The sequence below is a fragment of the Nocardioides sp. Z13_37 genome (genome assembly GCF_058355585.1).
Window position 1 is genome coordinate 81,234 of sequence record NZ_JBZGDV010000009.1, and the last position, 26,204, is coordinate 107,437.

28 protein-coding genes are annotated in these 26,204 nt (G+C 72.6%); 17 read left to right on the forward strand and 11 right to left on the reverse strand.

What is annotated here, in order from left to right:
* Nucleotides 1–53 precede the first annotated feature (53 nt).
* The 4 genes from AC4H2S_RS18885 to AC4H2S_RS18900 all read left to right on the forward strand — a co-directional run bounded on the left by AC4H2S_RS18885 (nt 54) and on the right by AC4H2S_RS18900 (nt 3,348).
* Nucleotides 54–1,352 carry an ABC transporter substrate-binding protein gene (locus tag AC4H2S_RS18885; protein ID WP_491498525.1) on the forward strand — a complete coding sequence of 433 codons (1,299 nt, stop codon included), beginning with the start codon at nt 54–56 and terminating at the stop codon, nt 1,350–1,352.
* Entirely contained in the window at nt 1,349–2,245 is an 897-nt protein-coding gene (locus AC4H2S_RS18890) for a carbohydrate ABC transporter permease (protein ID WP_491498526.1), read from the forward strand. The genes AC4H2S_RS18885 and AC4H2S_RS18890 overlap by 4 nt, the downstream gene beginning before the upstream one ends.
* A 7-nt stretch (nt 2,246–2,252) precedes the next feature.
* Nucleotides 2,253–3,068 carry a carbohydrate ABC transporter permease gene (locus tag AC4H2S_RS18895; protein ID WP_491498527.1) on the forward strand — a complete coding sequence of 272 codons (816 nt, stop codon included), beginning with the start codon at nt 2,253–2,255 and terminating at the stop codon, nt 3,066–3,068.
* A 61-nt stretch (nt 3,069–3,129) separates the two neighbouring features.
* Nucleotides 3,130–3,348, forward strand: a complete 219-nt coding sequence (locus tag AC4H2S_RS18900; RefSeq protein WP_491498528.1) for a hypothetical protein — start codon at nt 3,130–3,132, stop codon at nt 3,346–3,348.
* A gap of 48 nt (nt 3,349–3,396) precedes the next feature.
* Here the strand turns inward: AC4H2S_RS18900 and AC4H2S_RS18905 are convergent, their stop codons facing one another.
* From AC4H2S_RS18905 to AC4H2S_RS18915, 3 genes are read right to left on the reverse strand one after another with little or no spacing between them, the layout of a single operon-like run.
* Entirely contained in the window at nt 3,397–4,128 is a 732-nt protein-coding gene (locus AC4H2S_RS18905) for a matrixin family metalloprotease (RefSeq protein ID WP_491498529.1), read from the reverse strand.
* A gap of 44 nt (nt 4,129–4,172) precedes the next feature.
* Nucleotides 4,173–4,505 (reverse strand): hypothetical protein, encoded by a 333-nt coding sequence (locus AC4H2S_RS18910; protein ID WP_491498530.1) that lies wholly within the window; start codon nt 4,503–4,505, stop codon nt 4,173–4,175.
* Nucleotides 4,502–5,800 (reverse strand): hypothetical protein, encoded by a 1,299-nt coding sequence (locus AC4H2S_RS18915; RefSeq protein ID WP_491498531.1) that lies wholly within the window; start codon nt 5,798–5,800, stop codon nt 4,502–4,504. Before AC4H2S_RS18915 ends, AC4H2S_RS18910 begins: the two co-directional genes overlap by 4 nt.
* 258 nt (nt 5,801–6,058) lie before the next feature.
* Here AC4H2S_RS18915 and AC4H2S_RS18920 point away from each other — a divergent pair, with 258 nt between their 5' ends.
* Nucleotides 6,059–6,814 carry an MOSC domain-containing protein gene (locus AC4H2S_RS18920; protein ID WP_491498532.1) on the forward strand — a complete coding sequence of 252 codons (756 nt, stop codon included), beginning with the start codon at nt 6,059–6,061 and terminating at the stop codon, nt 6,812–6,814.
* Here AC4H2S_RS18920 and AC4H2S_RS18925 read toward each other — a convergent pair.
* From AC4H2S_RS18925 to AC4H2S_RS18935, 3 genes are all read right to left on the reverse strand, one after another.
* On the reverse strand, nt 6,804–7,103 hold the full coding sequence (locus tag AC4H2S_RS18925; protein WP_491498533.1) for a WXG100 family type VII secretion target: 300 nt from the start codon (nt 7,101–7,103) through the stop codon (nt 6,804–6,806). The genes AC4H2S_RS18920 and AC4H2S_RS18925 overlap by 11 nt on opposite strands.
* Complete coding sequence (locus AC4H2S_RS18930; RefSeq protein WP_491498534.1) at nt 7,100–7,429, reverse strand: WXG100 family type VII secretion target; 330 nt, start codon at nt 7,427–7,429, stop codon at nt 7,100–7,102. Before AC4H2S_RS18930 ends, AC4H2S_RS18925 begins: the two co-directional genes overlap by 4 nt.
* A gap of 64 nt (nt 7,430–7,493) precedes the next feature.
* On the reverse strand, nt 7,494–7,814 hold the full coding sequence (locus AC4H2S_RS18935) for a hypothetical protein (protein WP_491498535.1): 321 nt from the start codon (nt 7,812–7,814) through the stop codon (nt 7,494–7,496).
* 163 nt (nt 7,815–7,977) lie between these two features.
* On the opposite strand from AC4H2S_RS18935, the gene AC4H2S_RS18940 reads away from it, so the two are divergent.
* Both AC4H2S_RS18940 and AC4H2S_RS18945 read left to right on the forward strand, forming a co-directional pair.
* Nucleotides 7,978–9,345, forward strand: coding sequence for a GntP family permease (locus AC4H2S_RS18940; RefSeq protein WP_491498612.1), 1,368 nt, complete (start codon nt 7,978–7,980; stop codon nt 9,343–9,345).
* Nucleotides 9,342–9,860 carry a gluconokinase gene (locus tag AC4H2S_RS18945; RefSeq protein WP_491498536.1) on the forward strand — a complete coding sequence of 173 codons (519 nt, stop codon included), beginning with the start codon at nt 9,342–9,344 and terminating at the stop codon, nt 9,858–9,860. The genes AC4H2S_RS18940 and AC4H2S_RS18945 overlap by 4 nt, the downstream gene beginning before the upstream one ends.
* A gap of 14 nt (nt 9,861–9,874) precedes the next feature.
* On the opposite strand, the gene AC4H2S_RS18950 is transcribed toward AC4H2S_RS18945, so the two are convergent.
* On the reverse strand, nt 9,875–11,443 hold the full coding sequence (locus AC4H2S_RS18950; protein ID WP_491498537.1) for an FAD-dependent oxidoreductase: 1,569 nt from the start codon (nt 11,441–11,443) through the stop codon (nt 9,875–9,877).
* A 65-nt stretch (nt 11,444–11,508) separates the two neighbouring features.
* On the opposite strand from AC4H2S_RS18950, the gene AC4H2S_RS18955 reads away from it, so the two are divergent.
* From AC4H2S_RS18955 to AC4H2S_RS18990, 8 genes are all read left to right on the forward strand, one after another.
* Nucleotides 11,509–12,069: a helix-turn-helix domain-containing protein gene (locus AC4H2S_RS18955; RefSeq protein WP_491498538.1), complete on the forward strand. Its 561-nt coding sequence runs from the start codon at nt 11,509–11,511 to the stop codon at nt 12,067–12,069.
* A gap of 41 nt (nt 12,070–12,110) precedes the next feature.
* Nucleotides 12,111–12,323: a hypervirulence associated TUDOR domain-containing protein gene (locus tag AC4H2S_RS18960; RefSeq protein WP_491498539.1), complete on the forward strand. Its 213-nt coding sequence runs from the start codon at nt 12,111–12,113 to the stop codon at nt 12,321–12,323.
* An 83-nt stretch (nt 12,324–12,406) separates the two neighbouring features.
* On the forward strand, nt 12,407–13,090 hold the full coding sequence (locus tag AC4H2S_RS18965) for an AIM24 family protein (RefSeq protein ID WP_491498540.1): 684 nt from the start codon (nt 12,407–12,409) through the stop codon (nt 13,088–13,090).
* A 349-nt stretch (nt 13,091–13,439) separates the two neighbouring features.
* Nucleotides 13,440–16,805, forward strand: coding sequence for a sensor histidine kinase (locus AC4H2S_RS18970; RefSeq protein ID WP_491498541.1), 3,366 nt, complete (start codon nt 13,440–13,442; stop codon nt 16,803–16,805).
* Nucleotides 16,802–17,239: a roadblock/LC7 domain-containing protein gene (locus AC4H2S_RS18975; protein ID WP_491498542.1), complete on the forward strand. Its 438-nt coding sequence runs from the start codon at nt 16,802–16,804 to the stop codon at nt 17,237–17,239. The genes AC4H2S_RS18970 and AC4H2S_RS18975 overlap by 4 nt, the downstream gene beginning before the upstream one ends.
* Nucleotides 17,240–17,252: 13 nt before the next feature.
* Entirely contained in the window at nt 17,253–17,621 is a 369-nt protein-coding gene (locus AC4H2S_RS18980; protein ID WP_491498543.1) for a DUF742 domain-containing protein, read from the forward strand.
* Nucleotides 17,602–18,198, forward strand: a complete 597-nt coding sequence (locus tag AC4H2S_RS18985; RefSeq protein WP_307820992.1) for a GTP-binding protein — start codon at nt 17,602–17,604, stop codon at nt 18,196–18,198. The genes AC4H2S_RS18980 and AC4H2S_RS18985 overlap by 20 nt, the downstream gene beginning before the upstream one ends.
* 4 nt (nt 18,199–18,202) lie before the next feature.
* The gene (locus AC4H2S_RS18990; protein WP_491498544.1) at nt 18,203–19,018 is read left to right on the forward strand and encodes an ABC transporter substrate-binding protein; all 816 of its coding nucleotides are present in this window, start codon (nt 18,203–18,205) and stop codon (nt 19,016–19,018) included.
* A 52-nt stretch (nt 19,019–19,070) separates the two neighbouring features.
* Here AC4H2S_RS18990 and AC4H2S_RS18995 read toward each other — a convergent pair whose 3' ends face one another.
* Complete coding sequence (locus AC4H2S_RS18995) at nt 19,071–20,069, reverse strand: GTP pyrophosphokinase (protein WP_491498545.1); 999 nt, start codon at nt 20,067–20,069, stop codon at nt 19,071–19,073.
* Nucleotides 20,070–20,188: 119 nt separating this feature from the next.
* On the opposite strand from AC4H2S_RS18995, the gene AC4H2S_RS19000 reads away from it, so the two are divergent.
* Complete coding sequence (locus AC4H2S_RS19000; protein ID WP_491498546.1) at nt 20,189–20,791, forward strand: hypothetical protein; 603 nt, start codon at nt 20,189–20,191, stop codon at nt 20,789–20,791.
* Nucleotides 20,792–20,815: 24 nt separating this feature from the next.
* On the opposite strand, the gene AC4H2S_RS19005 is transcribed toward AC4H2S_RS19000, so the two are convergent.
* A complete protein-coding gene (locus tag AC4H2S_RS19005) occupies nt 20,816–22,228 on the reverse strand; it encodes a phosphodiester glycosidase family protein (RefSeq protein WP_491498547.1) in 1,413 nt (470 codons plus the stop codon).
* A 101-nt stretch (nt 22,229–22,329) separates the two neighbouring features.
* Here AC4H2S_RS19005 and AC4H2S_RS19010 point away from each other — a divergent pair, with 101 nt between their 5' ends.
* Nucleotides 22,330–23,532, forward strand: a complete 1,203-nt coding sequence (locus AC4H2S_RS19010; RefSeq protein WP_491498548.1) for a site-specific DNA-methyltransferase — start codon at nt 22,330–22,332, stop codon at nt 23,530–23,532.
* On the opposite strand, the gene AC4H2S_RS19015 is transcribed toward AC4H2S_RS19010, so the two are convergent.
* Together AC4H2S_RS19015 and AC4H2S_RS19020 are read right to left on the reverse strand one after the other, a co-directional pair.
* The gene (locus tag AC4H2S_RS19015; RefSeq protein WP_491498549.1) at nt 23,533–24,939 is read right to left on the reverse strand and encodes a WS/DGAT/MGAT family O-acyltransferase; all 1,407 of its coding nucleotides are present in this window, start codon (nt 24,937–24,939) and stop codon (nt 23,533–23,535) included.
* Nucleotides 24,940–25,052: 113 nt separating this feature from the next.
* Complete coding sequence (locus tag AC4H2S_RS19020) at nt 25,053–26,186, reverse strand: glutamate--cysteine ligase (RefSeq protein ID WP_491498550.1); 1,134 nt, start codon at nt 26,184–26,186, stop codon at nt 25,053–25,055.
* Between the last annotated feature and the right edge of the window lie 18 nt (nt 26,187–26,204).

Here is a 26,204-nt window from a genome sequence, read left to right on the forward strand (position 1 = left end):
CTAACCCGACTAAGGTGGTCGAGTTAGTCGTCAAAGGCCGAAAGGACATCGTCATGCCCTCCTCCCACCGACCGATCAGCATCGACCGCCGGGCCTTCATGGGGCTGGTGGGTGCCGCGGGCATCGCGTACGCCGCGAGCTCCTGCGCCGGGCCCGGCTCGACGTCCGGCGGTGGCGGCACGGCTCCCTCGGGCGGCGCGGCCACCGACACCATCTCGTTCGCCCACTGGCGCGCCGAGGACCAGCAGGTCTTCGACAAGATCATCACCGGCTTCGTGCAGTCCAACGCCGATGCCGGGGTCACGCAGGACATCTCGCCGTCGCAGGACTACCAGTCCAGCGCGATCCAGCGGCTGCGCGGCGGCGAGGTCGGCGACGCGCTCACCGCCTTCCGCGGCGCGCAGTTCGAGGACATGGTCTCCGCCGGCCTCTTCGCCGAGCTCACCGACCAGGACTTCGTCTCCCGCTACAGCGACCGGTTCACCCCTGTGGGCCAGAAGGACGGCACCCAGTACGGCCTGCCCTACCAGGTCGTGTTCCTCATGCCGATCTACAACGTCGACCTCTTCGAGAAGGCCGGCGTGTCCGAGCTCCCGAAGGACTGGGACGGCTTCCTCGCCCTGTGCGAGCAGCTGCGCTCGGCCGACGTCACCCCGATCGCCTGGCCCGGCGGCGACGCCGGCAACGCCGCGCAGCTGTTCAACGCGATGACCATGAACAACGCCCCCTCTGACGACTTCGGCACGAAGATCGAGTCCGGCGACTACAAGTGCACCGACGACTGGTTCCTCAAGACGCTCGGGCAGTACGCCGAGCTCGCGCCCTACATGCAGAAGAACGCGACGGGCAGCGCGCCCGAGCCGCTGCAGCAGCTCTTCACCGAGCAGAAGGTCGGCATGCTGGCCACCGGGAGCTACCACATCGCCGCCACCCGGGCGCTCGGCGCGGAGTTCGCGATGGACCTCATCGCCCCGATCACCACCTCGGCCGACGAGGCGCGCTTCGAGGGGGTGCACAACGCGACGTTCATCCTCGGCGTCAACGGCAGCTCGGACAAGCAGGAGACCGCCGTCGCCTGGCTCGAGCACCTCTCCGACCCCGAGGTCGCCGGCGAGTACGCCAACGGCACCGCCCAGCACGTGGCGGTCGAGGGCGTCGACTACACCAACCCCGACCTCAAGCGGATCGAGCCCTGGCTGTCGAGGAACACCGCCCTCGCCCCGCGCTACCAGTTCCTCGACCTCGACGTGGAGGCCGCGGTCGAGGCGGCGTGCGTCGCCGTGGTGGGCGGCCAGTCGCCGGAGCAGGCCGCCGAGGAGGCTCAGAAGATCGTCGACGAGCAGATCGGATGAGGAAGCCCGACGGGCCGGGTCGCCCACACCCGGCGCTCTACCTCTTCCCCCTGCCCGCGATCGCCCTCTACGTCGTCTTCTTCGTCATCCCGACGGTGCAGGCGGTGCAGTACGCGACCACCGACTGGGACGGCTTCAGCCCCGACTTCGAGCGCGTCGGCGCCGACAACCTGGTCAAGCTCGCGACGGGCGGCGACTCGCTCTTCACCACCGCGCTGACCAACAACCTGAAGTTCCTGCTGGTCGTGGTCGTGCTGCAGACGCTGCTGTCGCTGGGCCTGGCGCTGATGCTGCTGCGCACCACCAAGGCGTCGGTCTTCCTGCGCTCGGTCTACTTCCTGCCCACCATCTTGTCCTCGGTGTCGGTCGCCTTCATCTGGCGCTTCGTCTACGACCCCAACGTCGGGCCGGTCAACCAGGCCCTCGGCGCCATGGGCCTCGAGCAGCTCCAGTCGGGCTTCCTGGGCAACCCCGACCAGGCGATCTACTGGGTGGCGATGACCCAGGTGTGGGCCCACGCGGGGCAGCTGATGGTCATCTTCATCGCCGGCCTGCAGCAGATCCCCGAGGACCTCTACGAGGCCGCCCGCCTCGACGGCGCCGGTCGCTGGCGCCAGTTCCGCCACGTCACCTGGCCGCTCGTCGCGCCGACCACGGCGATCGTCGTCGCCTACACCACCATCCAGTCGTTCAAGGCCTTCGACCTCATCCTGGGCCTCGGCGGCAACCCGCCGCGACGCTCGCTCGACATCCTGTCGACCCGCATCTACACGACGTTCACCAACGGCGAGTTCGGCTATGCCGCGGCCGAGTCGCTGCTCTTCATGGCGATCATCCTCGCCGTCACGTTCCTGCAGCGGCGCGCGCTCAAGCTCACCCAGAGGGGAGCGTGAGCACCCCGTGACCGTCACCCTGGGCCGCCGGGCGCTGCTCGGCTTCTACGCCCTGCTCATCCTGCTGCCGCTGTCGCTCGTCCTCACCGGCAGCTTCAAGACCACGCCCGAGCTCTTCGCCTCGCCGTTCGGCCTGCCCGGCTCGCTGAGCCTCGACAACTTCCGCACCGTGCTGGGCGAGCAGGCGATGTCCACCGCGCTGCGCAACAGCGCGCTCGTCACCGCGGGCGGCGTGGGCCTCACGCTGCTGCTCGCGATCCTGGCGGCGTACGGCATCGCCCGCATCCCGGGGTGGCGCGGGTGGGCGATCCACGGCTTCCTGGTGCTGGGGATGGCCGTGCCGGCGCAGGCCAACATGATCCCGCAGTACGTCCTGTTCGACCAGCTCGGCCTGCTCAACAGCCTGGTCGGCCTGGTGCTGATCGAGACGGTCGTGTGCCTGCCCGTCGCGGTCTTCATCCTCGCCGGCTTCATGCGCACCCTGCCGCCGGAGCTCTACGAGGCATCCGCCCTCGACGGTGCCGGTCCGTGGCGCACCCTGACCTCCGTCGTGCTGCCGCTGTCGCTGCCCTCGATCGCGGCCACCGCGATCTTCCTGGTGGTGATCCAGTGGAACGACCTGCTCTACCCCCTGCTGTTCATCCAGACGCCGGAGAAGCGCACCCTGCCGCTCGCCCTGCTCGACTTCCAGGGCGAGTTCCTCACCAACTACCCGCTGCTCTTCACCGGCGTCCTGGTCGCCTCGGCGCCGCTGGTGATCGCCTACGTGTTCCTCCAGCGCTACTTCGTCGCGGGGCTGACCGCCGGCTCGGTGCGCGGGTGACGGCGAGCGGTTTCGGCGCGGATGCCCGGGTCCCTTGCCTCGAGGAGCATACTTAAGGGTGATGAGCACTTCCGGCCGACGGCCCAAGCACCTCCCCAGCAGCCCCTTCAAGCCCGCTGTCGATCCTGTGGTCGAGGTGTTCGCGGTCGGTGACCGCGTCACCCACGACCTCTACGGCCTCGGCCAGGTGACCCACCTCGACAGCCACGCGGTGACCGTCGACTTCGGGTCGAAGTCCGTGCGGATCGCGCACCCCTACCCCAAGCTGCACCACCTCTGAGGCGCCGCCCGGGGTCGGCGACCGACGCGCGCTGACCTCGTGGAGGCGTCAGCGGCACGGCAGTGAGCCCAGGCGGGCGAGACCCTCGCGGTCGCCGGGACCGAGCTCCACCTGACCTGTGTTGTCGGCGTACATCAGCTCCATCGGCTCGTCGACGTGGCCGAGGCCGACCACGTGGGCCAGCTCGTGGAGCACGATCGCCTCCATGACGCGCGGCTGCTCGGCGACCGCGGCGGGCGTGAAGGCCTCGACGTCCAGCACGACGCTGCCGCTGACGAAGGTCAGGTGTCCGGCCGGCCCGCGCTCGGCGACGGCCCCGCCGACGCCCGCGACCTGGCCGGCGAGGTCGGCGTACTCGGCGTCGTCACCCCATCCGATGACGACCGGGTCCGGTCGGCCGAAGAGCCTCACGCCGCCGGGGAACGGACGCTCCTCGGTCTCGCCCTCGTCGGCGAACGCGAGTCCCGTCGCCGCGCTCACCCGCCTGATCGCCTCGTCGACCAGCCGTCGTCCGCCGGGAGGCTCGCCGGCCGGGTTGATCCGATAGCGGATCTCCGCGCACGGGTCCCAGCCGACCGGGTCGCCGCTCCCTCGCTGCGTCATCGCCCACGTGAACGCACCACCCTGCCCGTCGACGCGGGGAGCGGGCAGCGGCCGCTCGGCCTCCAGCCCGATCGCCCGGCGCACGGTCTCCATCTGCTCGGCCGGATGCCACGCCACCACGGCCGCGAGCATCGCCGCGGTCAGGAGCATTGTCAGCCAGGTCGAGGAGCGGGACACCTGCCCAGTGTGGCCGGTGGGTGGCGACGCGACACGAGATCAGGTCAGCCAGTCACGTGGTCCGGATGCACGAGTGCCTGCAGCCACGTCGAGGGCGGCGCGTCGGGGTCGAGGTCGAGACTCACGGCGGAGTCGGCCGCCACAGGCTTCGCACGGGCAACGTCGATGGGCCACGGCAGCTCGACGAGGCGCGCCTCGGGATGTTGGTCGACGAACTCTCGGTAGGCGTCGCGGCACAGTTGGGCGAAGTCGGACTCCGACCGGTCGTGTCCGAGGCCGGCGAGCGACCAGGCGAACATGAAGAGCGGCAGGACTCCGTTGAAGGTGTACTCCTCCTCAAGCTCCTCAAGCAGGTGCCCGACAGTCGTCGACGTCATAGCAGTGGATTGCCCTCCAGCGGAATCTTGGTCTTCGTGCCATTCTGCGACACGACCACGTACGGACCGTGCGTGACGGGGTCGGGTCGGTTGCCTGGATATCCGTCCATGACACGAATCTGACGGCCCACGTTGTCGGGGTCAAGGAACTTGGTGCCGACCCCCGAACCCGCCGGCTGCGCCTGCCACGACGACAGCAGCGTCCTGACGTCCTCCACGGAGAGTCCGCGTAGGACCTCCGGATCGAATCTCCGGGGGTCTGTGAGGTGGCGGCTGGCTCGCGTGATCCGGTCGGGGAACCAGGCTCCCGGGTGCTTGAGCGTGCCGGCCTCGTCGCGCGCCGGGACCCGGGCGAGGTCGTCGAGCCGCGCCCGGACCGCCGACAGCTCGTCGCGCGCCCGCTCGAGCCTCGCCGCGACCGTCGCCACCCCCGCCCGCAGTGCCGTCAGCAGTGCGTGGAAGCGGGGAGCCAGCGCCCGCACCCGCGCCGCCGCTGCCGCCGCCGCTGCTCCGCCTACCGTCCCGCCGGAGAGGCCGGCGACGAGCACGGAGACCACGGCTCCCTCGACGACCATCTGGGCGACCTCGGCGAGCAGTGCGCGGGTCCGGTCGTGCGTCGCCTCCACCGCAACTGCGTAGTCCTCGCACGCCGTGCCCAGGCTCGCGAGCTGCCACGCGGTGTCGCCGACGACTGCCCCGAGGTCGGCGAGCACGTCGACGGCGAGCGGCACCTCGGGGGAGCGTTGGAGCTCGAGCATGGCGTTCGCGGCATCGACGTGGTCAGCGAGTCCCGCGGTGGATGCGGCGGCGCGTCGCCAGGCCGCCGCGGCCTCGCGCAGCGCCGCCGCGTCGGCGCCCGGCCAGACGAACCCCTCGACCTGGTCGAGGATCCAGGTCTCGACGCGGCCGAGGGACGGATCCTGGGCGCCCAGGCTGGAGGGTGTCGTCGGGGCGTCGATCCGTGCGAACACCTCGTCGTCGAGCCTGCCGCTGCCGTCGTAGGGCACCCCCGCGGCCGCGCTCTCCGCGCGCTCGTGGTGGCCGCGGGTGGCCGCGAGCAGCCGCCCGGCGCCGGCGAAGGCGTGGGTGAGGTCCGCCAACGCCGCCGCGGCCTCGGCGGCGCCGGCGTCGTAGGCCGTCGCGAAGTCGGCGCTCGTCGCGTCGTCGCCCGCCATGCCCGCCGTACTGGCCAGGCGAGCGCCGAGCGCCAAGGTGAGCACCGCAGCGACCTGGTTGGCCGCCAGGCACGCCTCTGCGGCCCGGGTGAACCCGCCGCACTCGACACTGATCCGCACGCCCTCCACCCTCGCCGAGCCGGGCAGGCGGGTGACAGCCCCGACTGCCGATCTGTGGATGACCGCCGCTCCCCGACGGTCTCCCCCGATCCCCACAGAGGTCGGCCCGTGCGTGTCGCCGCGAGCCGGGTCGGGCACGGGAGCACCCACATCCCGGCGGCTGCTGCCTGGAGTGGCACCCCGACGCGGAGGACGCGAGGTGGATGGGTGGTCGAGATGCGTCCACGCCGGGCGTGTGCGGCGTGCCACCATGGCCGCATGCCGGCCGAGCTCGTCGTACGCCAGGCCGGGTTCGCGCCGGTCAAGGGCATGCGCCACCTGTCCCTGCCGGCGATCGACGTGGACGCGCACGGAGCCCTCGGTGACCGCTCGCTGTGTCTCGTCGACGTGGCCGGCGCGCGGGTCCTCAAGACCGTGCAGCACCCGTCGCTGATCGGTGTCGTGGCGCGCGTCGACGGCTGCGTCCTCGACGTCACGCTCCCCACCGGGGAGTCGGTCTCTGCTCCCGTCGTCCCGAGCGGCCGCCGTGTCACCTGTGACTACTGGGGCCGGCAGGTCGTCCTCGAGCTCACCAGCGGTCCCCACGCGGAGGTGCTGTCCGACTGGCTCGGTCTCCAGGTGGCGCTCGCTGCTGCCCCGCGCGGAGGAGTGGTGTTCGGCGAGCCGCTCACCCTCGTGGGCACCGCATCGCTCCACGACCTCGCCCGCCGGACCGGGCACGACGGGCTCGTCGACGAGGCGGCACGCTTCCGGGCGACGCTCGTCGTCGAGACCGACGAGCCCTACGTCGAGGACTCGTGGGCCGGGCGGGAGCTGGTCGTCGGGGGAGCGGCCGTGCGGATCGGCGGCCCGGTCCCACGGTGTGCCGTCGTCGACCGTCACCCGGTGACGGGGGAGCGCGACGTGCGGCTGCTGAGGGCACTGGCCCGCGAGCGCCCGGTCAACCGCGCGGGCGAGCCGATGCTCGGCGTCTACGCGAGGTGCGTGCGCCCGGGCCGGGTCGTCACCGGCTGACCTGCCGCCACAGGGCGACGGCGCCGTCGACCGCCGACGAGTAGTGGTCGTCCGCAGCGGCGAGGGCTCCGCGCATCGCCGCCAGCGCCGTGACCATGTCGGCGCACCCTTCGCGCCAGGCCCCGTAGGTCGTGGCCTGCGCATCGCCCGCCCGGCCCTGCCAGCCAGACTGAAGTCGCTCCTGCGCGTGGTCGATGTCGACGGCCAGGCCGAGGAGGTCGCGCTGGCAGGCCGCGAGCCCGGCCACGGCGCACCGGAGCTCGGCGAGGTCGACGTCGTAGGCGGTCATGGCAGCCGCCCGCCCAGTCGGGCCCTCAGACCGTCACCCGTGACGCCGGACAGGTCGTCGGCCGTGACGACGTCGGCGCGGGCGGGGGTCAGCGCGTCGACGGTCGCGCCGAGCTGGTCGACCACCTCCGACGCCGTGCGTCGCCAGGTCTCCCAGTGGTCGTGGAAGGCCGCGGCCGCGTCGCCGTGCCAGCTGGCGAGCAGGCGTTCGACGACGGACTCCGCCGTGCGCCGCCGCGCATCGAGGTCGGCCAGACGGTCACCGAGCGAGGCGGTGGCCGCGGCGTGCCCGGCCGGGTCGAGGTGGAGGGTTCCCGAGATGATCATGCTCGGATGGTCGCCCGGCGCGGGGCCGCGGCGACACCCCGTCGGGGCGATCTGTGGAGAGCCGTCAGCGATCGACACGCCGGTCGGCCTGGCGTGGCACCACCGGGGTGCGGTCGATGTCGGCGAGCTCCTTGCGAGCGAGGTCGAGGGCGCCGAGCAGGGCCGCGAGGACGTCGATGGTGTCGTGCGCGGCGGCCTCCCACCGGTCCCAGTGCGAGCCCCGGTGGAGGGCCGCGCCTCCCTGCCAGGCCACGACGAGCGCGTCGATGCTGAGCTCTGCGTCGCGTCGTCGCGCATCGATCTCCGCGACGCGCGCGGCCAGGCGCGAGGAGTCGGTCGAGGGCTTGGGGCGATGGTGGTGGTGCAGGTGGCCCGAGATGATCATGCCCGGGCCGTTACCCACTCGCCCCGCGCGGCTACACGCGCTTGATGAGACCTAGACAGAACCGAGACGGACCCTTGCCCGTCATCGAGTCTGCCCACGGCGCGCCGGAGGTCCTACGCTGGGCCCACCCACCGCCCACCTCGGAAGGCCCTCCGTGGACACCATGACCCCTGCCTACGGCTCGGGCACGCTGCTGACGATCGCCGCGCTCGCCGTCGCCGTGCTCCTGGTCCTGATCATCGTGCTGCGCATGCACGCCTTCGTGGCGCTCGTGCTCGTCAGCCTCGGCACCGCGGTCGCCGCCGGCGTTCCCCTGGCGGACGTGCCGGCGATATCGATCGCCGCCTTCGGCAGCACGCTCGGCAGCGTGGCCCTCCTGGTCGGCCTGGGCGTGATGATCGGGCGGATCCTGGAGGTGACGGGCGGCGCCCAGGTGCTGGCCGACACCCTCGTGAGCCGCTTCGGGGAGAAGCGGGCGCCGCTCGCCCTCGGCGTCGCCGCACTGCTGTTCGGCCTGCCGATCTTCTTCGACGCCGGGCTCGTGGTGTTCCTCCCGATCATCTTCTCGGTCGCGAAGCGGTTCGGCGGCTCGGTGCTGATGTACGCCCTCCCGGCCGCTGGCGCGTTCGCCGCGATGCACGCGATCGTGCCGCCGCACCCGGGCCCGGTCACCGCCGCCACCGAGATCGACGCCAGCATCGGGCTGACCCTGCTCGTCGGTGTCGTGGTGGCGGTCGTCGCCTGGTTCGTCGGCGTGTACGTCGTGACCACCGCTTGGCTCGGCAAGGTGGACGTCCCGATCGACGACTCGGTGCTCACCGGCGGGCGCGAGGCGGACACCGACAACCCGCCCGGCTTCGCGCACGTGCTCGGCATCCTGCTGCTCCCGGTCCTCCTCATCGCCGCCAACACGATCCTCACCACGCTGCGCACCAACGGCTCGATCGCGGACGACGGTGCGTTCGTCGACGCGCTGATCTTCATCGGGCAGACCCCGGTGGCGCTGCTCATCGCGCTCCTCGTCGCCACCTACACCCTGGCCGTGCGCCGCTACTCGCGCGGCGAGACCGAGCACCTGCTCAACGAGTCGCTCGGCCCGATCTGCGCGATCATCCTCATCACCGGCGCGGGCGGGATGTTCGGCGGCGTGCTGCGCTACAGCGGCATCGGCGAGGCGCTGTCGGACTCGCTCGCCGACATCGGGCTGCCGCTGATCGTGTCGGCGTTCGTGATCGCCACCATCCTGCGTGTCGCCCAGGGCTCGGCCACGGTCGCCCTGACCACGACCGCGGGGCTGATCTCGGCCGGCGTCGCCGACGCCGACCCGTCGTCGCTGCAGCTCGTGGCACTCGTCCTGGCGATCGCCGCGGGCGCCACCGTCCTGTCCCACGTCAACGACTCGGGCTTCTGGCTGGTCGGCCGCTTCTTCGGGATGGACGTGAAGACCACGCTGAAGACGTGGACGGTGCTCGAGACCACGCTCGGCGTGAGCATCTTCGTGCTCGCCCTCGGCATCTGGGCCGTCGGATGACGGCCGCCGACCAGGCGCCCGTCCACCTCGTCTTCATGGGCGTCTCCGGGTCGGGGAAGTCGACGATCGGCCGGGCGGTGCAGGAGCGGCTGGGCTGGGAGTTCGCCGAGGGCGACGACTTCCACCCGCCGGAGAACGTCGCCAAGATGCGCGAGGGGATCGCGCTGGCCGACGCCGACCGCTGGGGATGGCTGGAGTCGCTGGCCGCGTGGACCGCCGAGCGCGACGCCCGCGGCGAGCCGACGATCATCGCCTGCAGCGCACTGCGCCGGGCCTACCGCGACGTGCTGCGGCGCGGCGGCGAGGGCACCTTCTTCGTGCACTGCACCGGCAACAAGCACATGCTGCTCGAGCGGATGAACGCCCGCGACCACTTCATGCCGCCGAGCCTGCTGGAGTCGCAGCTCGACACCCTCGAGCCGCTGCAGCCCGACGAGCACGGGATGGACGTCGACCCCGCGCTGCCGGTCGACCGGCTCGCCGCGATGGTGCTGGCGAGGCTCGACCTGCCCTGACCCGAGGGGGCCGGTCAGCCGATCCGTCGCGCGCGGAGCACGGAGTCGCGCACCGTCATCTGCTCGCCCGACTCGGGGTGCGCCTGGGTGCGGGTGCGGGTCTCGCACGTCTCGACCACGAAGCCGTCCGGAAGGCCCGGCAGCAGCGACTCGGGGGTGAAGAGGAACGAGCGGTGCCCGTGCCTCATGCCGGTGGCCAGGTCGCCGGGGTGGTGCCCGACGACCAGCAGCGTGCCGCCCGGCGCGACGGCGCCGGCGAGGCGTCGTACGAGGTCCGGCATCGCGCCGTCCGGCAGGTGCATGAACTGCGAGGACACCAGGTCCCACGTCTCGCCGGCCGGGTCGAAGGTGCGTACGTCGGCGCGGCGGGTGCCGATCCGCTCGCCGACGCCGGCCTGCCGGGCGTGCTCGGAGGTGCGGGCCAGTGCGGCGTCTGCGAAGTCGACCGCCGTGACGTCCCACCCCTGCTCGGCCAGCCAGACGGCGTCGCCGCCCTCGCCGCACCCGACGTCGAGCGCCCGGCCCGGCGTCAGCGATGCCGCCTCGGTCGCCAGCTGGGCGTTGACCCGGCCGCTCCACACGCGCTCGCCCGAGTAGCGGCCCTCCCACGCCGGCCGCTCGAACATCTCGGCCCGCTGCGCCTCGACGGCGCGAGCCGCGTCGGCGGCCGCGAGCTCGCCGTTGATCCAGGCGCCGACCCGGGTGCCGTGGGCCGCCGAGGCCATCAGCGTCATCGAGACATCGGTGGCGTTGCCGGCGGCGAAGACGCCGGGAACCGTGGTGGCGCCGGTGGGCTCCACGGCGATCACGGACCCGATGACGGCACCGCCCATCTCGACGGGCTGCGGCTCGATGCCGAGCGGGGCGAGGTGGTCGGCGCGCACGTGCGGGCGCGCCGCCACCACGATCGCCGCCCGCTCGAGCACCGAGCCGTCGGCCAGGCGCAGCCCGACGAGCCGCTCGCCGTCGGTGACGACCTCCTGCGGCGTGCCGTGCTCGACCCGCACGCCGATCGCGCCCAGCCGCTCGAGCTCGTCGTCGGGCAGCTCGACGCCGTCGTGCACGACCACGACGACGTCGTCGGAGAGCTGGCGGAACAGCAGGGCCTGGTGGCCGGCCATCGGCGAGGTCGCGAGGATCGCCAGCGGCCGGTCGCGCACCTCCCAGCCGTGGCAGTAGGGGCAGTGCAGCACGTCGCGGCCCCACCGCTGCGCCAGTCCGGGCACGTCGGGGAGCTCGTCGACCGTCCCTCCGGTGACCAGCACCCGGCGGGCGCCGTAGCGGCGTCCCCCCTCGGTCGTCACGAGGAAGGCGTCGGTCTCCCCGGACAGCCCCACCACGCGGTCGGTGAGCACCTCGACGCCGTAGGCCGCGACCTCGGCGCGGCCGTCCTCGAGCAGCTCCAGTGGCGCGACGCCCTCACGCCCCAGGTAGTTGTGGGCGTGGGCGGCGGTGGCGTTGCGCGGCTCGCCCGCGTCGACGACCAGGACGGACCGCCTCGAACGGCCCAGCGCCATCGCGCCGCTCAGGCCGGCGGCGCCGCCACCGATGACCACCACGTCGTACGTCTCGTTCTTGCTCATGCTGCGAGCATGCGCCTGCCGTGACGGATTGACAAACATCCTTGCCGAAGTGGCAAACTGGGGTCGTGGACGACGAGGAGGTGCTGCGCGGCGTGGGCACCCGGCTGCGCCAGCTGCGGCTCGAGCGCGAGGCGACCCTGAGCGACCTCGCGGAGGAGACCGGCATCTCGGTGAGCACGCTGTCGCGGCTCGAGTCGGGCCAGCGCAAGCCCACCCTCGAGCTGCTGCTGCCGCTCGCGCGCGCCCACCGCGTCGCGCTCGACGAGCTCGTCGACGCGCCCGAGACCGGTGACCCGCGCATCCGCTCGAAGCCGGTCGTGCGCCACGGACGCACGTTCATCTCGCTCACCCGCAGACCCGGCGGGCTGCAGTCGTTCAAGATGGTGTTGCCGGTCGAGCGCGACCCCCGCCCGACCCTGCAGACCCACGAGGGCTACGAGTGGCTCTACGTCCTCAGCGGCCGGGTGCGCCTGGTGCTCGGCACCCGCGACCTGCTGCTCGAGCCCGGCGAGGTGGTGGAGTTCGACACCCGTACGCCCCACTGGATCGGCAATCCCGGTCCGACGCCGGCCGAGGTGCTGGCGATCTTCGGGCCGCAGGGCGAGCGGATGCACGTCCGCTCCTGAGGGGTGGGGCGATGGCGCGCCCCCGGTGGCAGCGTGGGCCCATGGCGATCCGCAGCGGCACGCGCGTGAGGTGGAGGTGGGGCTCGTCGTGGGCCGAGGGCACCGTCAAGGAGGTGCACCACGAGGAGATCTCCCGGACGACCAAGGGCCAGGACGTCACCCGCAGGGGCAGCGACGACGACCCGGCCTACGTCATCGAGCAGGACGACGGCACGACCGTGCTCAAGCTGCAGAGCGAGGTCGACCGTGCCTGAGCGTCGCCGCGCCTGTCGCTAGGCTGCCCTGCGAGGCGACCCGGGGCGGTCGCCGACCACCACGTCGAGCGCCGGGGGGAACGATGCGCAGCGAGCTCTTCGACCAGACCAACCAGGAGAACGCGACCACCGAGCGCTTCAGCCTGCACCACCGCAAGACGCTGCGAGCGGTGCTGGGCGAGCCGGTGCTGGCCGCCAAGGGCTCGATGGTCGCCTACCAGGGGCAGGTGTCCTTCGAGCACAAGTCGGCCGGCTCGCTCGGCAAGATGATGCGCCGGTTGGTGACGTCGGAGGACACGCCGCTGATGACGGTGTCGGGGCAGGGCGAGGTGTTCTTCGCCGACAGCGCCAAGGACATCTTCCTGGTCCACCTCGAGGGCGACGGGCTCTCGGTCAACGGCACCGCGCTGCTCGCCATGGACGCGACGCTCGACTACGACGTCCACCGGGTCAAGGGAGCCGGGATGATGAGCGGCGGGATGTTCAACACGCTGATCCAGGGTGCCGGCACCGTCGCGCTCACCAGCGACGGACAGCCGCTGATCCTGGACTGCACACAGTCCCCGACCTACGTCGACGTCAACGCCGCCGTGTGCTGGTCGGCGAGCCTGGTCCCGCAGGTCGTCAGCTCGATGAACGTGCGCTCGCTGGTGCGCGGCGGCACGGGCGAGGCGTTCCAGTACGCCTTCCAGGGTCCGGGCTTCGTCGTCGTCCAGCCCTCCGAGGGGCCGGTCGTCCCGCCTCACAACCACGGCTCCGGCGGCTGACCCGCCCGAGGCTGCCGACGCGGGCGTCGGCCCCGGATCGGGGCGCCGCTCCGGGGCGGTCGACGAATGGGTTGCGGTTGTCCTGCCGCTGGGCGAGGATGCGGCGGGTCGTTGCGGCGCATCTCGGGCGCGTCGACCGGGTCGGTGACGCTCCAGGCAGGAGCGTCCCGAGGTCCCGATCCCGGTCGTCGGTGGAAGGTCCGTGCACCTCTCGGCTCCCATACACCCCGCGACCCGAGTTCTGCGAAAACACCACGCGATGTCGCCGAACTCCTTAGGTTGAGCCTGCGTCGGTCCCGCTGACGCGTTCTCGACTTCGACGTAGGCGCTCACGACAGGCGAGGCACACATGACTCAGGACGCAGCCCGGACCCGGAAGGGTGTGGGTCTCTCGGTCGCCGGCTGGCCGCTGGGCCGGAAGATGGCACTGGCCCTCGCGATCCCGCTGCTGCTCGCGGCCCTGCTCGGCGGCCTGCGGGTCTCCGGCGACTACGGCGACTCGCGTCAGGCTGCCCGCAGCGCGCAGCAGGTGACGGTCATCCAGCCCGCGATCGACTACCTCACCGCGTCCGAGACGGCGATGGTGGCAGCGCAGTCCGACAGCGCCGCGAGCCAGGGCGACCTGATCGATGCGATCAGCGACATCTCCGACAACGCCGAGACGCTGGTGCAGGCCCGCGACGAGGCCGAGCTCGACGACCTGCAGGTCGCCCACGTCAACGCCCTCCTCGACCTCAGCCAGGCCATGCGCGGCGAGGGTGCCGAGACGCTCGGCCCGGCCACGTGGATCGCGCTCGTGCGACAGCTCGAGTCCAGCGTCTCGCAGCTCATCACCAGCGTGAACGCCGCGCAGGAGACCCCCGAGCCGCGCCTCGAGCAGCTCTCGCAGACGATGAGCGGACGGCTCTCCCTCGCGCTGCAGCAGGGCCTGCTCGCGACCACCCTGTCCCAGTCCAGCTCGCAGGAGCTCTTCTCCGAGATCGGCGTCGAGGCCGCGGCCATCGACCGTCTCGCCGGGTCGGTGGAGGGTGTGGAGGACCAGACCGCCCTCCTCCGCACGCAGAACACCCGCCACGCCGGCCAGATCCGCGACGACGCCGCCACCGACCTCGACGGCCGCGACGCGTACACGCCCTACGACGAGATCACCGAGAGCCTCGTCAGCGGCGTGACCGCGACCCTCGACAGCGCGGCCGGTGCCGCGCAGCGCAACGCCCTGATCGGCGCCGTGCTCACCCTCCTGGCCCTCGGCGCGGCGATCGCGCTGGCGTTCTTCATCGCCCACAGCCTCCTCGACCCGATGAGCAGGGTCCGCGACGGCGCCCTCGCCGTGGCCCGCCACCGTCTTCCCGACGCGGTCGCCCGGATCCGCGCCGGCCAGGAGCCCGAGCCGATCCGGCCCATCGACGTCGACACCGACGAGGAGATCGGTCAGGTCGCCCGGGCGGTCGACGACCTCCACCGGCAGGCCATCCACCTCGCGTCCGGCGAGGCCCAGCTCCGCCAGACCGTCAACGCCATGTTCGTCACGCTCTCGCGCCGCTCGACCTCCCTGGTCAACCAGCAGCTCGCGCAGATCGAGCGCCTCGAGCACGACGAGGAGGACCCCAAGCGACTCGAGTCGCTGTTCCGCCTCGACCACCTCGCCTCGCGGATGCGCCGCACGGCCGACTCGCTGCTGATCCTGGCCGACGCTCCCAACCGTGCCGCCGGCCAGTTCAGCCTGACCGTCGGCGAGGCGCTGCAGGCCGCGACCTCCGGCGTGCAGGACTACCAGCGCGTGCAGATCCTCTCCAACCTCAGCACCCGCGTCGGCGACGAGGCTGCTGCGGACGTCGTCCACCTCCTCACCGAGCTGGTCGACAACGCCCTGAGCTTCTCGCCCCCGGCCGAGCCCGTCCGGTTGGCCGCCAAGCAGGGCCCCGACGGGGTGAGCATCACGATCACGGACTCGGGCCTGGGCGTGCCGCCCGCCGAGCTCGAGCAGCTCAACAGCGACCTGCAGCACGGCGCCGAGGCCACCCCCGACACCGCCCGCCGCATGGGCCTGTTCGTGGTGTCGCGCCTCGCGGAGCGCCACGACATCGAGACCCGCCTGGCCCGCAACCCCGGTGGCGGCATGACGGCCACCGTCCACCTCCCGCTGTCGGTCCTCCCCGACCTGGCAGGGGCGAGCGCCCCGGCCCCGGCGGCCGACACGAGCAGCGCCGCCGCCTCGTCGAGCGTCGGCTCCGACCTCGTCGGCGCCGCGGCCGGCGACACCCAGGTCCTGTCCAAGCGCGAGGCGCGCAACCGTGCCCGCGCCGAGAAGGCCGAGGCCAAGGCCGCCGAGCGCGCCGCCGCCGCCGAGGCGAAGGCCGGAGCCAGGGCCGCCAAGGCCGAGGCCGAGCTGGAGCCCGCCGCGACAGCGCCCGACGCTGGGACCACCTCCGCGACCACCCCGGCAACCACCCCGGCGACCGCGCCGACGGCCCCGGCCGCGTCCGCCTCGTCCGAGCCGACCCCCGACCGGCCGCCGCTCGACACGCTGCTCCCGCGCCGTGATCCGGGCGCCAACATGCCGCGCACCGGTGCGGACGCGTTCACGCCGCCCGAGACCTCGGGCGCCACCGGCCCGCTCTTCGGCAAGCGGCCCGAGCCCTCCGGCGTGAAGCCCGACACGGCCCCCGCCGAGCGGGCTCCCGCCGAGCGCGCCGAGCGCGTCGCGCGGGTCGTCCCGATCACCGCCCTCGCCTCGCGCCAGCGGGCGCAGGCCGAGCAGCAGGCCGCGCACCCCGAGACCCCGGTCAAGACCCCGGCCGAGACGCAGGCAGAGACCCCGGCTGAGACCGTCGCCCAGGCCGACGTCCAGCCCGACGTCCAGCCCGAGGCACCGCTCGACGCACCCGCTGCCGAGCAGCCGGTCGCGCAGCCCGCCCGGGCGCACGACCCGCTGTCCGACCCGTTGTCGGACCCGCTCTCCGACCCGCTCCCGGCCGGCGCGCTGGACGACCCGTTCGCAGCCGACCGGTTCGACGCCGAGCCCGCGCCCGCCGAGCCGTTCACGGCCGAGCCGGCACGGCCCGACCCGTTCGTCGCCGACCCGTACGTCGCCGAGCCGGCACCCGCCGCCCGCAGCGAGCACGACCGCGAGGTGGAGGTAGACGCCGACGACCCGCTGGGCCTGGGCGCTCCCGTCCGGCAGCAGCCGGTCGCCCAGTCCGAGCCCGAGCCCGAGCCGGCCGCGGAGGCCCGCCCGGAGCCCGAGCCCGAGCCGGTGGCGTCCTACGACGCCGCTGCCCCCCTCCCCGACGGGCACGCGGCCGACGGCCACACCGCCAACGGCTACGCGGCCGAGGGCAGCCTCGGCCTGCCGAGCCGTCGCGCCGAGCCGGCCCGATCCGGTGGCGAGTCGCCGATCTTCAAGTCGATGCGCTCGGGCTGGCTGGCCGGTGACGGCGAGGGCGAGTGGCACCAGACCGAGGTCGATCGCGGCTGGGAGCTCGCCGAGCAGGTCACCGAGCCGGCCCCGGTCGTGGAGTCGACGCCCGTCGGACTTCCGCGACGCGCACCCGGCGAGCGCCTCGTTCCCGGTAGCGTGACGCCGCCCACCGCAGCCAAGACGCGCGACCCCGAAGCGATCCGCCGGCGCCTCCAGGCACACACCGCGGGTGTCTCCCGCGGGCGACGAGCAGCCCAAAGTTCCACTCAGCACACGGAAGCAGGCCCTTCATGACTCACGACACCTCCGCTGCCCCCGCCGCCAGCACGGCTGGTGACGACCGAGATCTCGACTGGGTGATGTCGCGATTCGTCGACGACGTGCCCGACGCGGCGCACGCGATCCTCGTGTCCGCCGACGGCCTCCTGATGGCCTCCAGCACCAGCATCCCGGGCGAGCGCGCCGAGCAGGTCGCGGCCGTCTCGTCGGGACTCGCCAGCCTCGCGGTGGGCGCGGCCCGCCTCTTCGAGGGCGGCTCGGTGATGCAGACCATCGTCGAGATGGAGATGGGCTTCCTGATGCTGATGAGCGTCGGCGACGGGTCCAACCTCACCGTGCTGACGACCGAGGAGGCCGACATCGGCCAGGTGGGCTACGAGATGGCCCTGCTGGTGGACCGCGTGGGACGTACCGTCGAGGCCCAGGCCCGCGTCGGTACGGGCGTCTGAGCGGACTCGAGCCGTGACGCCTCCAGACGATCCGGACGACGAGGGCTACCGCCCCCGGTTGATCCGGTCCTACACCCTCACCGCAGGCAGGACGGCTGCCAAGGTCGAGCTGGCCATGGAGGCCACGCTGCGCCTGCAGGCAGGGGTGGAGGCCCCGGTGCTCTCCCCGTCCGCTGCGCAGGTTCTCGAGGTCTGCGACCGGCGTTCCGTGGCCGAGGTGTCCGCCCTGACCAAGATGCCGATCGGCGTGACCCGGGTGCTGCTGGGCGACCTGATCGAGCAGGGCCTGGTCCGCATCCAGGCCACCATCACCGACAGCACGTCGACAGATGAGCGGCTCGAGCTCATCGAAAGGACCCTCCGTGGACTTCGAAACTACTAAGGCACAGCGGGCGGCCGCGTCGACGAAGATCGTCATCGCCGGCGGCTTCGGCGTCGGCAAGTCGACGCTCGTCGGCGCCGTCTCGGAGATCGACCCGCTGCGCACCGAGGCGCTCGTCACCAACGAGTCCGAGGGCGTCGACGACCTCGCTGCGGTGCCCACCAAGGCCACCACGACCGTCGCGATGGACTTCGGCCGGCTGACGCTGGCCGAGGACCTCGTCCTCTACCTATTCGGCACGCCCGGTCAGCGCCGCTTCTGGTTCATGTGGGACGACCTGTGCCGCGGCGCGATCGGCGCGATCGTGCTGGTCGACGTGGCTCGCCTCGACGAGTCGTTCTCCCCGCTCGACTACTTCGAGTCCAAGGGCATCCCGTTCATCGTCGCTGTCAACGAGTTCGACGGCGTCCCGCGCTACCCCGCCGAGGAGATCGCCGCCGCGCTGGCCCTGCCCGCCGACGTGCCGATCATCAGCCTCGACGCCCGCGACCGCGAGCAGGCCAAGGGTGCGCTCGTGAAGATCACCGAATACGCCCTCACGCGACTGCGTGAGTCGCTCACCGTGAATGCGAACTGACGCCATGACCCGCACCCCCCGACGCGCCGGCCCCGCCCGCACCGCGCTCGCCGCCCTGTCGTCGGTCGCCCTGATCGCCACCCTGAGCGCCTGCGGCGGCAACGCCAACGCCGACGAGGCCGACGCGCTGAGCGACGTGTCGCTGGTCTTCAGCGGCGCGCTCACCGTCTGCAGCGACATTCCCTACGCGCCGTTCGAGTTCGAGAAGGACGGCAAGCCGACCGGCTTCGACATCGACCTGGTGCGCGAGGTCGCCGACGAGCTCGACGCCGAGCTGGACGTGATCGACGTGTCGTTCGACGACATCACCTCGGGCACCTCGCTCAACAACGACGTGTGCGACCTCGCCATCTCGGCGATGACGATCACCGGCGAGCGCGCGCGCGTGCTCGACTTCTCCAGCCCCTACTTCGACGCCAAGCAGGCCCTGATCACGCCACGTGGCTCCGGCCTCGACACGCTGCCCGAGCTCGCCGGCATGCGGGTCGGCGCGCAGAAGGAGACCACCGGCGAGACCTACCTGAAGGACTTCGCCCCGAAGACCACCCAGATCGTCACCTTCGACGACGCGGCCGGCCTGGAGGCCGCGCTCGCGGCCGGTTCGCTCGACGCCGCGATGCTCGACAACACCGTGTCCGGGCAGTTCGTCTCCTCCAACCGCAGGCTCAAGCTCGCCCGCGAGTTCGAGACCGGTGAGCAGTACGGCATGGCGGTGAAGAAGGACGGCAACATCCCGCTGCTGCGCACCATCAACAGCACGCTCGCCGAGCTCCGCGAGAACGGCACCTACGACGAGATCTTCGCCACCTACTTCGGCTGACCGCTCCGGCCCAGCTCACCACCCCCGATGGCCGACCGGGCGCAGCGCCCGGTCAGCCCTCGGGGGTGGTGAGCTTCTCCAGCCGGGCGCGCAGCAACGGCACGCGGTGGCTGTTGCCCTCGAGGGTGACGTACTGCTCGCCGAAGATCGCGAGCAGCGCGTCGTCGAGGCGGCGCACCGCCCCGGCGGGGTAGCGGTAGCCCATCCGGCGGATCACCGCGTCGGCGTCGACGGAGGTGAGCAGGTCGGCGAGGTCGTCGACGCTGTCGATGCCGAGCTCGGCGAGCAGCCCGGCGATCCAGTCGTAGTGGTCGGTGTGCGACCAGCCGGCGTCGCTGTAGTGCCCGGCGAGGAACGTCGCGAGCTCCTGCCCGACGATGTGGTCGGCGTCGGCCTCGGCGTGGCTGCCCGGGGCGGCCGCCTGGATCCGCTCGCGGATCGTGGCGAACTCACGGTCGGCCAGCTCGATCAGGCCGGCGGCGAGGGTGAAGCGGCGGTCGAGGTCGGCGGCGGCGTCCTCGGGCACGTTGCCCTTGTAGCGGATGTCGTGCTCGAACTCCGCCCACGCGTGCTGGAGCACCGTGCGGACCTGGACGCTGGCGCGCTCGCCGACGAGCTCGGGGTGCTCCTCGGCCGCGTCGGTGCGCACGAGGAGGTGCCGGCTCGCGTAGCCGAAGCGGCCCGCGCGCGCGGTCTCCTCGCCGAGGTCGCGGTCGTCGAGGATGGTGAGCTCGTCGTCCAGCAGCTCGGCGACGGCCGCCACGTCGTTGTGGACGTAGGTGATGACCCGGACGCCGATCTGGTCGGTCACCTGCTCCAGCGGGTCGGAGTAGACCAGCCGGCCGTCCTGGGCCCGGTTGGCCTTGGCCGCGAACGACGCGACGCTCTTGGTGCGCCCGGTGACGCTCAGGTAGTCGATGCCCGCGTCGTCGAGCAACGTGCGGATCAGCGTCACCCACCCGGCGGTCGCCGCGACGAGCTGCGGCTGTCGTGCGGCGTAGGCGCGCACGGCCGCACGAACCGGCTCGGCCTGGGTCTCGGGGCCACTCATGGCGCCCAGCCTGCCAGTGCGGGCCGCACGCGTCGACGCGACGTCCCGCACCCGGGGTGACGGCCGCGCGTGCGAGCCTGCCGGGGGAGCCGGGCCGGCGTCGATATCGTCGGACCACCATGACAACCTCACCGCGTCGCTCGGGCGCCCGCACCCGGTCCGCCTCCGCACTCCTCGCCGCCCTGGCCCTCTCGGCGACGCTCGCCGCGTGCGGGTCCGACGACGAGACGGCGACCGACCCGGCCGGCTCCTCGAGCACCCCGAGCCCGTCCGACCCCGCGACCTCGTCGGAGTCGCCCTCCTCGACGCCGTCCGAGTCGCCCTCTGAGTCGCCGTCGGTGCCGGCCGGCGCCGAGCCCATCGACGTCGCGGGGTCCGCCGGGGTCACCGAGGCGGTCGTCGTCGGCGCGACGGAGGGCGGGGGGTCGCCCTCGACGATGGCGTTCGCGCTCGACACCGAGCAGGCCGTGGCCGACTTCGTCGCCGACCTCAACGCCGGCCTCCCGGACGCGGTCGCCGCCGCCGCGGCAGACCTGGGCGACCGCTCGCCCGACGCGACGCCCTATGCGGCGGTCGTGTCGACCGGGTGCGAGCCCCCGCGCAGCGTCACCATCGACGCGGGCGAGGCCGGCTTCCAGGTCGTGCCGGCCCTGCCGAAGAGCACCGTCCAATGCCTGGCCCCGGTGACGTACGTCGTGGTGTTCGCCGCCCCCAACGCCTGACCGCCCGCCCGGGCCCGCCCACCCTCAGGAGACGGGCGGCGGGGTGGTCGGCGGCGTGGTGGGGGTCGGCGTGACGGTGGGGGGCGGCAGGATCGGCACGACCGGGGGCAGCTCGCCGTGGTAGACCACGCCGAACCCGTTGGGCACGAGCCGCTCGGCGCCGTCGGAGGGCTCGTTGACGATGCCGAAGTCGCCGGCACCGGTGCGGCTGTACATCGCCGAGGAGCCGCCGCCGTCGAGGTTGATGGCGTTCTCCGCGCCGAGCGCGGTCATGATGTCGGCCAGCTCGACCATCGTGTAGCCGCGGCTCGCCGCCGAGCGCCCGTCGACCACGAGGATGAGCAGCCTGCGGCCGTCGGCGTCGATGCCGACCGCCGTGCGGGGGTGGGCGATGGTGTTGTTGACGACCGTGCGGACGCCGTTGACGAGCAGGGGACGGTCACCGCTGATGGCGACCGTCGGCCGGCCGCCGACGATGCGCTGCGACAGCGTGATCTTCTTGCCGCGCTTGAGGTTCTTCAGCTTGCCCGCGGCGCTGCCGGTGCCGATCAGCACGCGCTCCTTGCCCTTGATCTTGCGACCGCTGGAGAGCTTGGGCCGGTTGGAGATGACGCGGTTCTTGTGCAGGATCACCTCGCGCGCCCGCTTCTTGCCCGAGGTCACCTTGTAGCCCGCGGTGCGGTTGAAGGCGGAGGTGAACACGCCGATCTGGCCCGGGGGGATGCTCGGGTGGTTGATGCCGCTGACCGTCCAGGCCCGGCGCTGCCGGATCGTGTACTCCAGGCTCAGCGGGCTGACGTGCGGCCCGGAGTCGTCGAACCACAGGGACGAGTTGACCCCGGGGATCCAGCCCTCGCGCGAGCCGGTGAGGACGCCCTCCTCGCGGTTGATCGAGACGCCGAGCGGCGCGTCGGTGTTGCCGATGTCGAAGAAGTCGCCGTTGACCGCGGCGAGCGCGTCGTTCCACCCGCCGAGCTGGCTGACCTTCTTGCGGCTGGTGACGAACGTGGGGGAGAGCTCCTCGAAGGAGAGGTTGGGCGAGTCGAGGTTGACGGTGATCAGGTTCATCCGCACCTGCCCGATCGGCTGGCGCCCGTCGACCTGGTCCCACTCGCGCAGCACCACGCCGGGCGCGATCTCGTAGCTGAGGTCGTTCTTCACCTGGACCGCGCGCCCGCGGGCGTTGACCGGCGGGCCGACCACGATGCCGGGCTTGCCGTCGGAGGTCTGGTTGCGCCCCCGGTAGCCGGTGGCGTCGCCGTGGGTCAGCGCCCGGCCGTGGGCGCCGTCGCGGTCGTCGGCCACGGACGGTCCGGCGCCGACGTTGAGCGCGAGCCCGGCGACGAGCACGCCGGCCGTGGCGAGCGTCAGCGCCCGGGCGCGGGTGGGCACGGAGCGGCGGGAGGACGGCCGGGAGCGGCGCGAGGAGGCAGGCACGCGTTCCAGAGTAGAGGACGTCGTGGGACTGGTGGGACAATTGTGTTGTCGGGTCCGGTCGCGCGCCGCGAGGGACCGGCGTACGCCCTAGGCTGGCGCGCGTGTCCGTCGAGCCCGCGCCACGTCCCGGCGCCGCGTGCAACACGCTCCACGTCGGCGACAACCTCGACGTGCTGCCCCGGCTCCCGGCGGGCTCGGTCGACCTCGTCTACACCGACCCGCCCTACAACACGGGCAACGACTTCGCCTACGCCGACCGCTTCCGCGACGACTCCCACGCCGACCCGTACGCGGGACGCCACGCCGCCTGGACGGCGATGATGCGCCCGCGCCTCGTGGCCGTGCGCGAGGTGCTCGCCCCCCACGGGGCGGTGTTCGTCAGCATCGACGACAACGAGGTCGCCCACCTGCGGTTGCTGATGGACGAGGTCTTCGGCGAGGCCAACTTCCTCGCCCAGGTGGTGGTCAACCTCAACCCCAAGGGTCGCCAGCTCGGCCGCGGGTTCGCGACCAGCCACGAGTACGTCCTCGCCTACGCCCGCCACCTGCCCGACTGCCTGGTCGACGGCACCAGCGCCGAGGCCGTGGACGCGGACGACTTCCCGCTCACCGCGCCCGATGGGCGCCGGTTCCGCTACCTCCCGCTGCGCAACACCAACAAGAAGTTCAACCCGGTGAGCACGCCGACCCTCCACTACCCGCTCCACGGCGACCCCGTGACCGGGCGGGTGTCGGTGGCGGAGTTCGACGGGAGCATGGTGCTGACGCCCGTCTTCGGAGACGGCCGGCCGGCGGTGTGGCGGTGGTCGAGGCCGCGGGTCGAGGAGCGTCCCGACGACCTGGAGTGCCGGGTGATCCGCGGCCGCGCCGGCGAGCGCGCCGACATCTTCCAGCGCGACTGGCTGCACCGCGACGGCGGACGCCGCAAGAAGCTGCGCACCATCTGGCTCGCCGAGGAGATCGGCTCGACCGACAGCGCGGTCGCGGAGCTCAAGGCACTGGTCGGCCACGTCTTCGAATCGCCCAAGCCCACCGGCCTCGTGCGCCGGATCCTCTCCACCCTGCCCGACGACGTCGTCGTGCTGGACCCGTTCGCCGGCAGCGGCACCACCGGTCACGCGGTCGCCCTGGCCAACGCCGCCGACGGGGGCACCCGTCGGTGCATCAGCATCAACTCCGCCGAGCCGACCCGGGAGGGCTCCAACGCGCGGCTCGCCGGCCTGCGCACGGTCGCCGACATCACCCGCGCGCGGCTGGCCGCCGTCGCCGAGCAGCTCGGCGACGGCCTCGACGTCGTCGGCTAGCTAGACGACGCCCGCCGTGCGCTCCAGTGCCAGCAGCTCGTCGTCGAGGTGCTGCAGCAGCACCTGCAGGCGGGGGACCGTCCGTCGGCACCCGGTGAGCCCGAAGCACATCTTCCCGTCGTAGGAGGTGCAGGTGATGTTGAGCGCCATCCCGTTGATCGGGATCGAGAGCGGGTAGGTGCCGGTGAGCCGCGCGCCGTTCCAGTAGTGGGTGGTGCGCGGGCCGGGGACGTTGCTGACGATGAGGTTGTAGGGCGGGCGGACGACACCTTGCATCCGGAAGATCGGCCCGAGGATGGCCGGGGCCTGTCCGATCGCGCTCATCGCGAGGATCTGGGTCGGCGTCATCGCCGACAGGCTGGCCTTGCCGTTGGTCATCGAGCGGTGGATCGCCGCGAGGCGGTCCGCCGGGTCGGGGAGGTGGGTGCCGAGCTGCACCATCACCGAGCCGACCGCGTTGCCGCCGTCGCCCGACGCGAGCTGCGGCTGCTTGGCGTTGAGCGCGACCGGGACCATCGAGATCAGCGTCGTGTCGGGAAGGGCGTCGAGCTCGAGCAGGTAGGTCCGCATCGCGCCGCTGACCATCGCCAGCACGACGTCGTTGATCGTCGTGCCGGTGGCCCGGCCGACGCCGCGCAGCCGCTCCACGGGCCAGTCCTGGGCGGCGAAGCGGCGCGAGCCGGTGATGCCCTGGTTGAGGATGGTGCGCGGGGCGTAGAGCGAGAGCGCCGAGGTCTCGTTGCGCACGCTCCTGTTGAGGGTGCGGAGCAGCGCTCCCGGCATCCCGGCGGCCTCGGCGGCGATCGCGAGCGTCGTACGCACCGTGGCCGCGGTGAGGTCCGACAGCGTCGCCTCGGCGGTGCTGTCGGGCTTCTCGCGCGGCGGGCGTGGACGCACCGCCCACGGCGCGGGCATGTCGCGCTCGTCGGGGTCGGTCGACAGCACGCTCGCCATCAGCCGCATCGCGGAGAGGCCGTCGACGAGGGCGTGGTGGGTCTTGGTGTACATCGCGACCCGGCCGTCGCGCAGGCCCTCGATGACGTGCGCCTCCCACAGCGGCCGCTCCCACGCCAGGCGGGTGCCGTGCAGCCGCGAGCAGAGGTCGAGCAGCTCGCGGACGCGTCCCGGTTTGGGCAGCGCGCTGTGGCGGACGTGGTGCTCGATGTCGAACTGCTCGTCGGGCACCCACACGAGCTGCCCCGCCGTACGCGCGGAGCGGTGCGGGTGCTTGAGGAACAGCGGCGCGACCTGCTCGACGTCGCGCATCTGCTCGTACATCTCGCGGACGTAGCCGCGGCCGGCCCCGGCGGGCTTCTCGAAGAGCTGGAGGCCGCCGACGTGCATCGGCATGGTGCGGTTCTCGGCGAGCAGGAAGCCGGTCGCCGTCGGGTCGATCGGGTCCACCACCGGCTGCTCCTCCGTCTCGGCCACCGCCCTCGCGGGGCGAGGGGGTCCGCGCATCCTCTCGCCCCCCGCCGGGTGCCACAAGGGCAGCAGGGCCGGAGCGGGCCGGAGCGGGCTCAGGCCTCCAGCGAGTGGGCCAGCTCGGCGACGAGGGCGTCGACGACCGCGACGAGGTCGCCCCCGGACTCGTGCGCCACCGCCCGCTGGCGCTGGTAGGACGCGCCGCGGACCGGGATGTCGGCGACGCTGCGCAGCTCGGCCTCGCAGTCGAGTCGCCTCGCGACCGGGGTGAGGCGTTCGAGCAGGTCGAAGAGGTCCTCGGTGACCAGCCGCTCGCGGTTGCGGTCGTCGACGATGACGATGGCCTCGAGGCCGTAGCGCGCGGCGCGCCACTTGTTCTCCTGCACCTGCCACGGCGGCAGGGTCGGCAGCTCCTCGCCGGCGGCGAGGCGGGAGTCGAGGTCGACGACGAGGCAGTGCACCAGCGCGGTGAGCGCGCCGAGCTCCTGCAGGTCGGACATGCCGTCACAGACCCGGTGCTCGAGCGTGCCGAGGTGCGGGGCGGGACGCAGGTCCCACCGCACGTCGGCCATCGAGTCGATGATCCCGGTCGTCGTCTGGTCGGCGATGCACTTCTCGAACTCGGCCCAGGTCTCGAACGCGAAGGGCAGCCCGGCGGTCGGGAGCTGCTGGAACATCAGCGCCCGGTTGGACGCGTAGCCGGTGTCCTGGCCGGCCCAGATCGGCGAGCTCGCCGAGAGCGCCAGGAGGTGGGGGTAGGTGGTGAGCATCGACTCCAGCACCGGCATCACCCGGTCGCGCTCGGGCATCCCGACGTGCACGTGCACGCCCCAGATCAGCATCTGGCGACCCCACCACTGCGTGCGGTTGATCAGCTCGGCGTAGCGGTGGCCCTCGGTGAGCTGCTGGTGCGACCAGTCGGCGAAGGGGTGCGAGCCGGCGCCGAGGAGGTCGACCCCGAGCTCGGCCGCGGCGGGAGCGACGACCGACAGCGTCTCGCGGAGGTCGGCGACGGCCTCGCTCGCGCTGTCGCAGACGCCGGTGACGATCTCGACGGTGTTGCGCAGCAGCTCCTTGTGGAGCCGCTCGGGCCGGTCGAGCCGGCCGCCGGCGAGGTCGTGGACCTCGGAGGCGACGCTGACGAGGTCGCGGCTGGCCCGGTCGACGAGCGCGAGCTCCCACTCCACCCCGAGCGTCGGCTCCGGCGACGCGTGGAAGTCGATGCGCATGCGGCGAGTCTAGGTAGC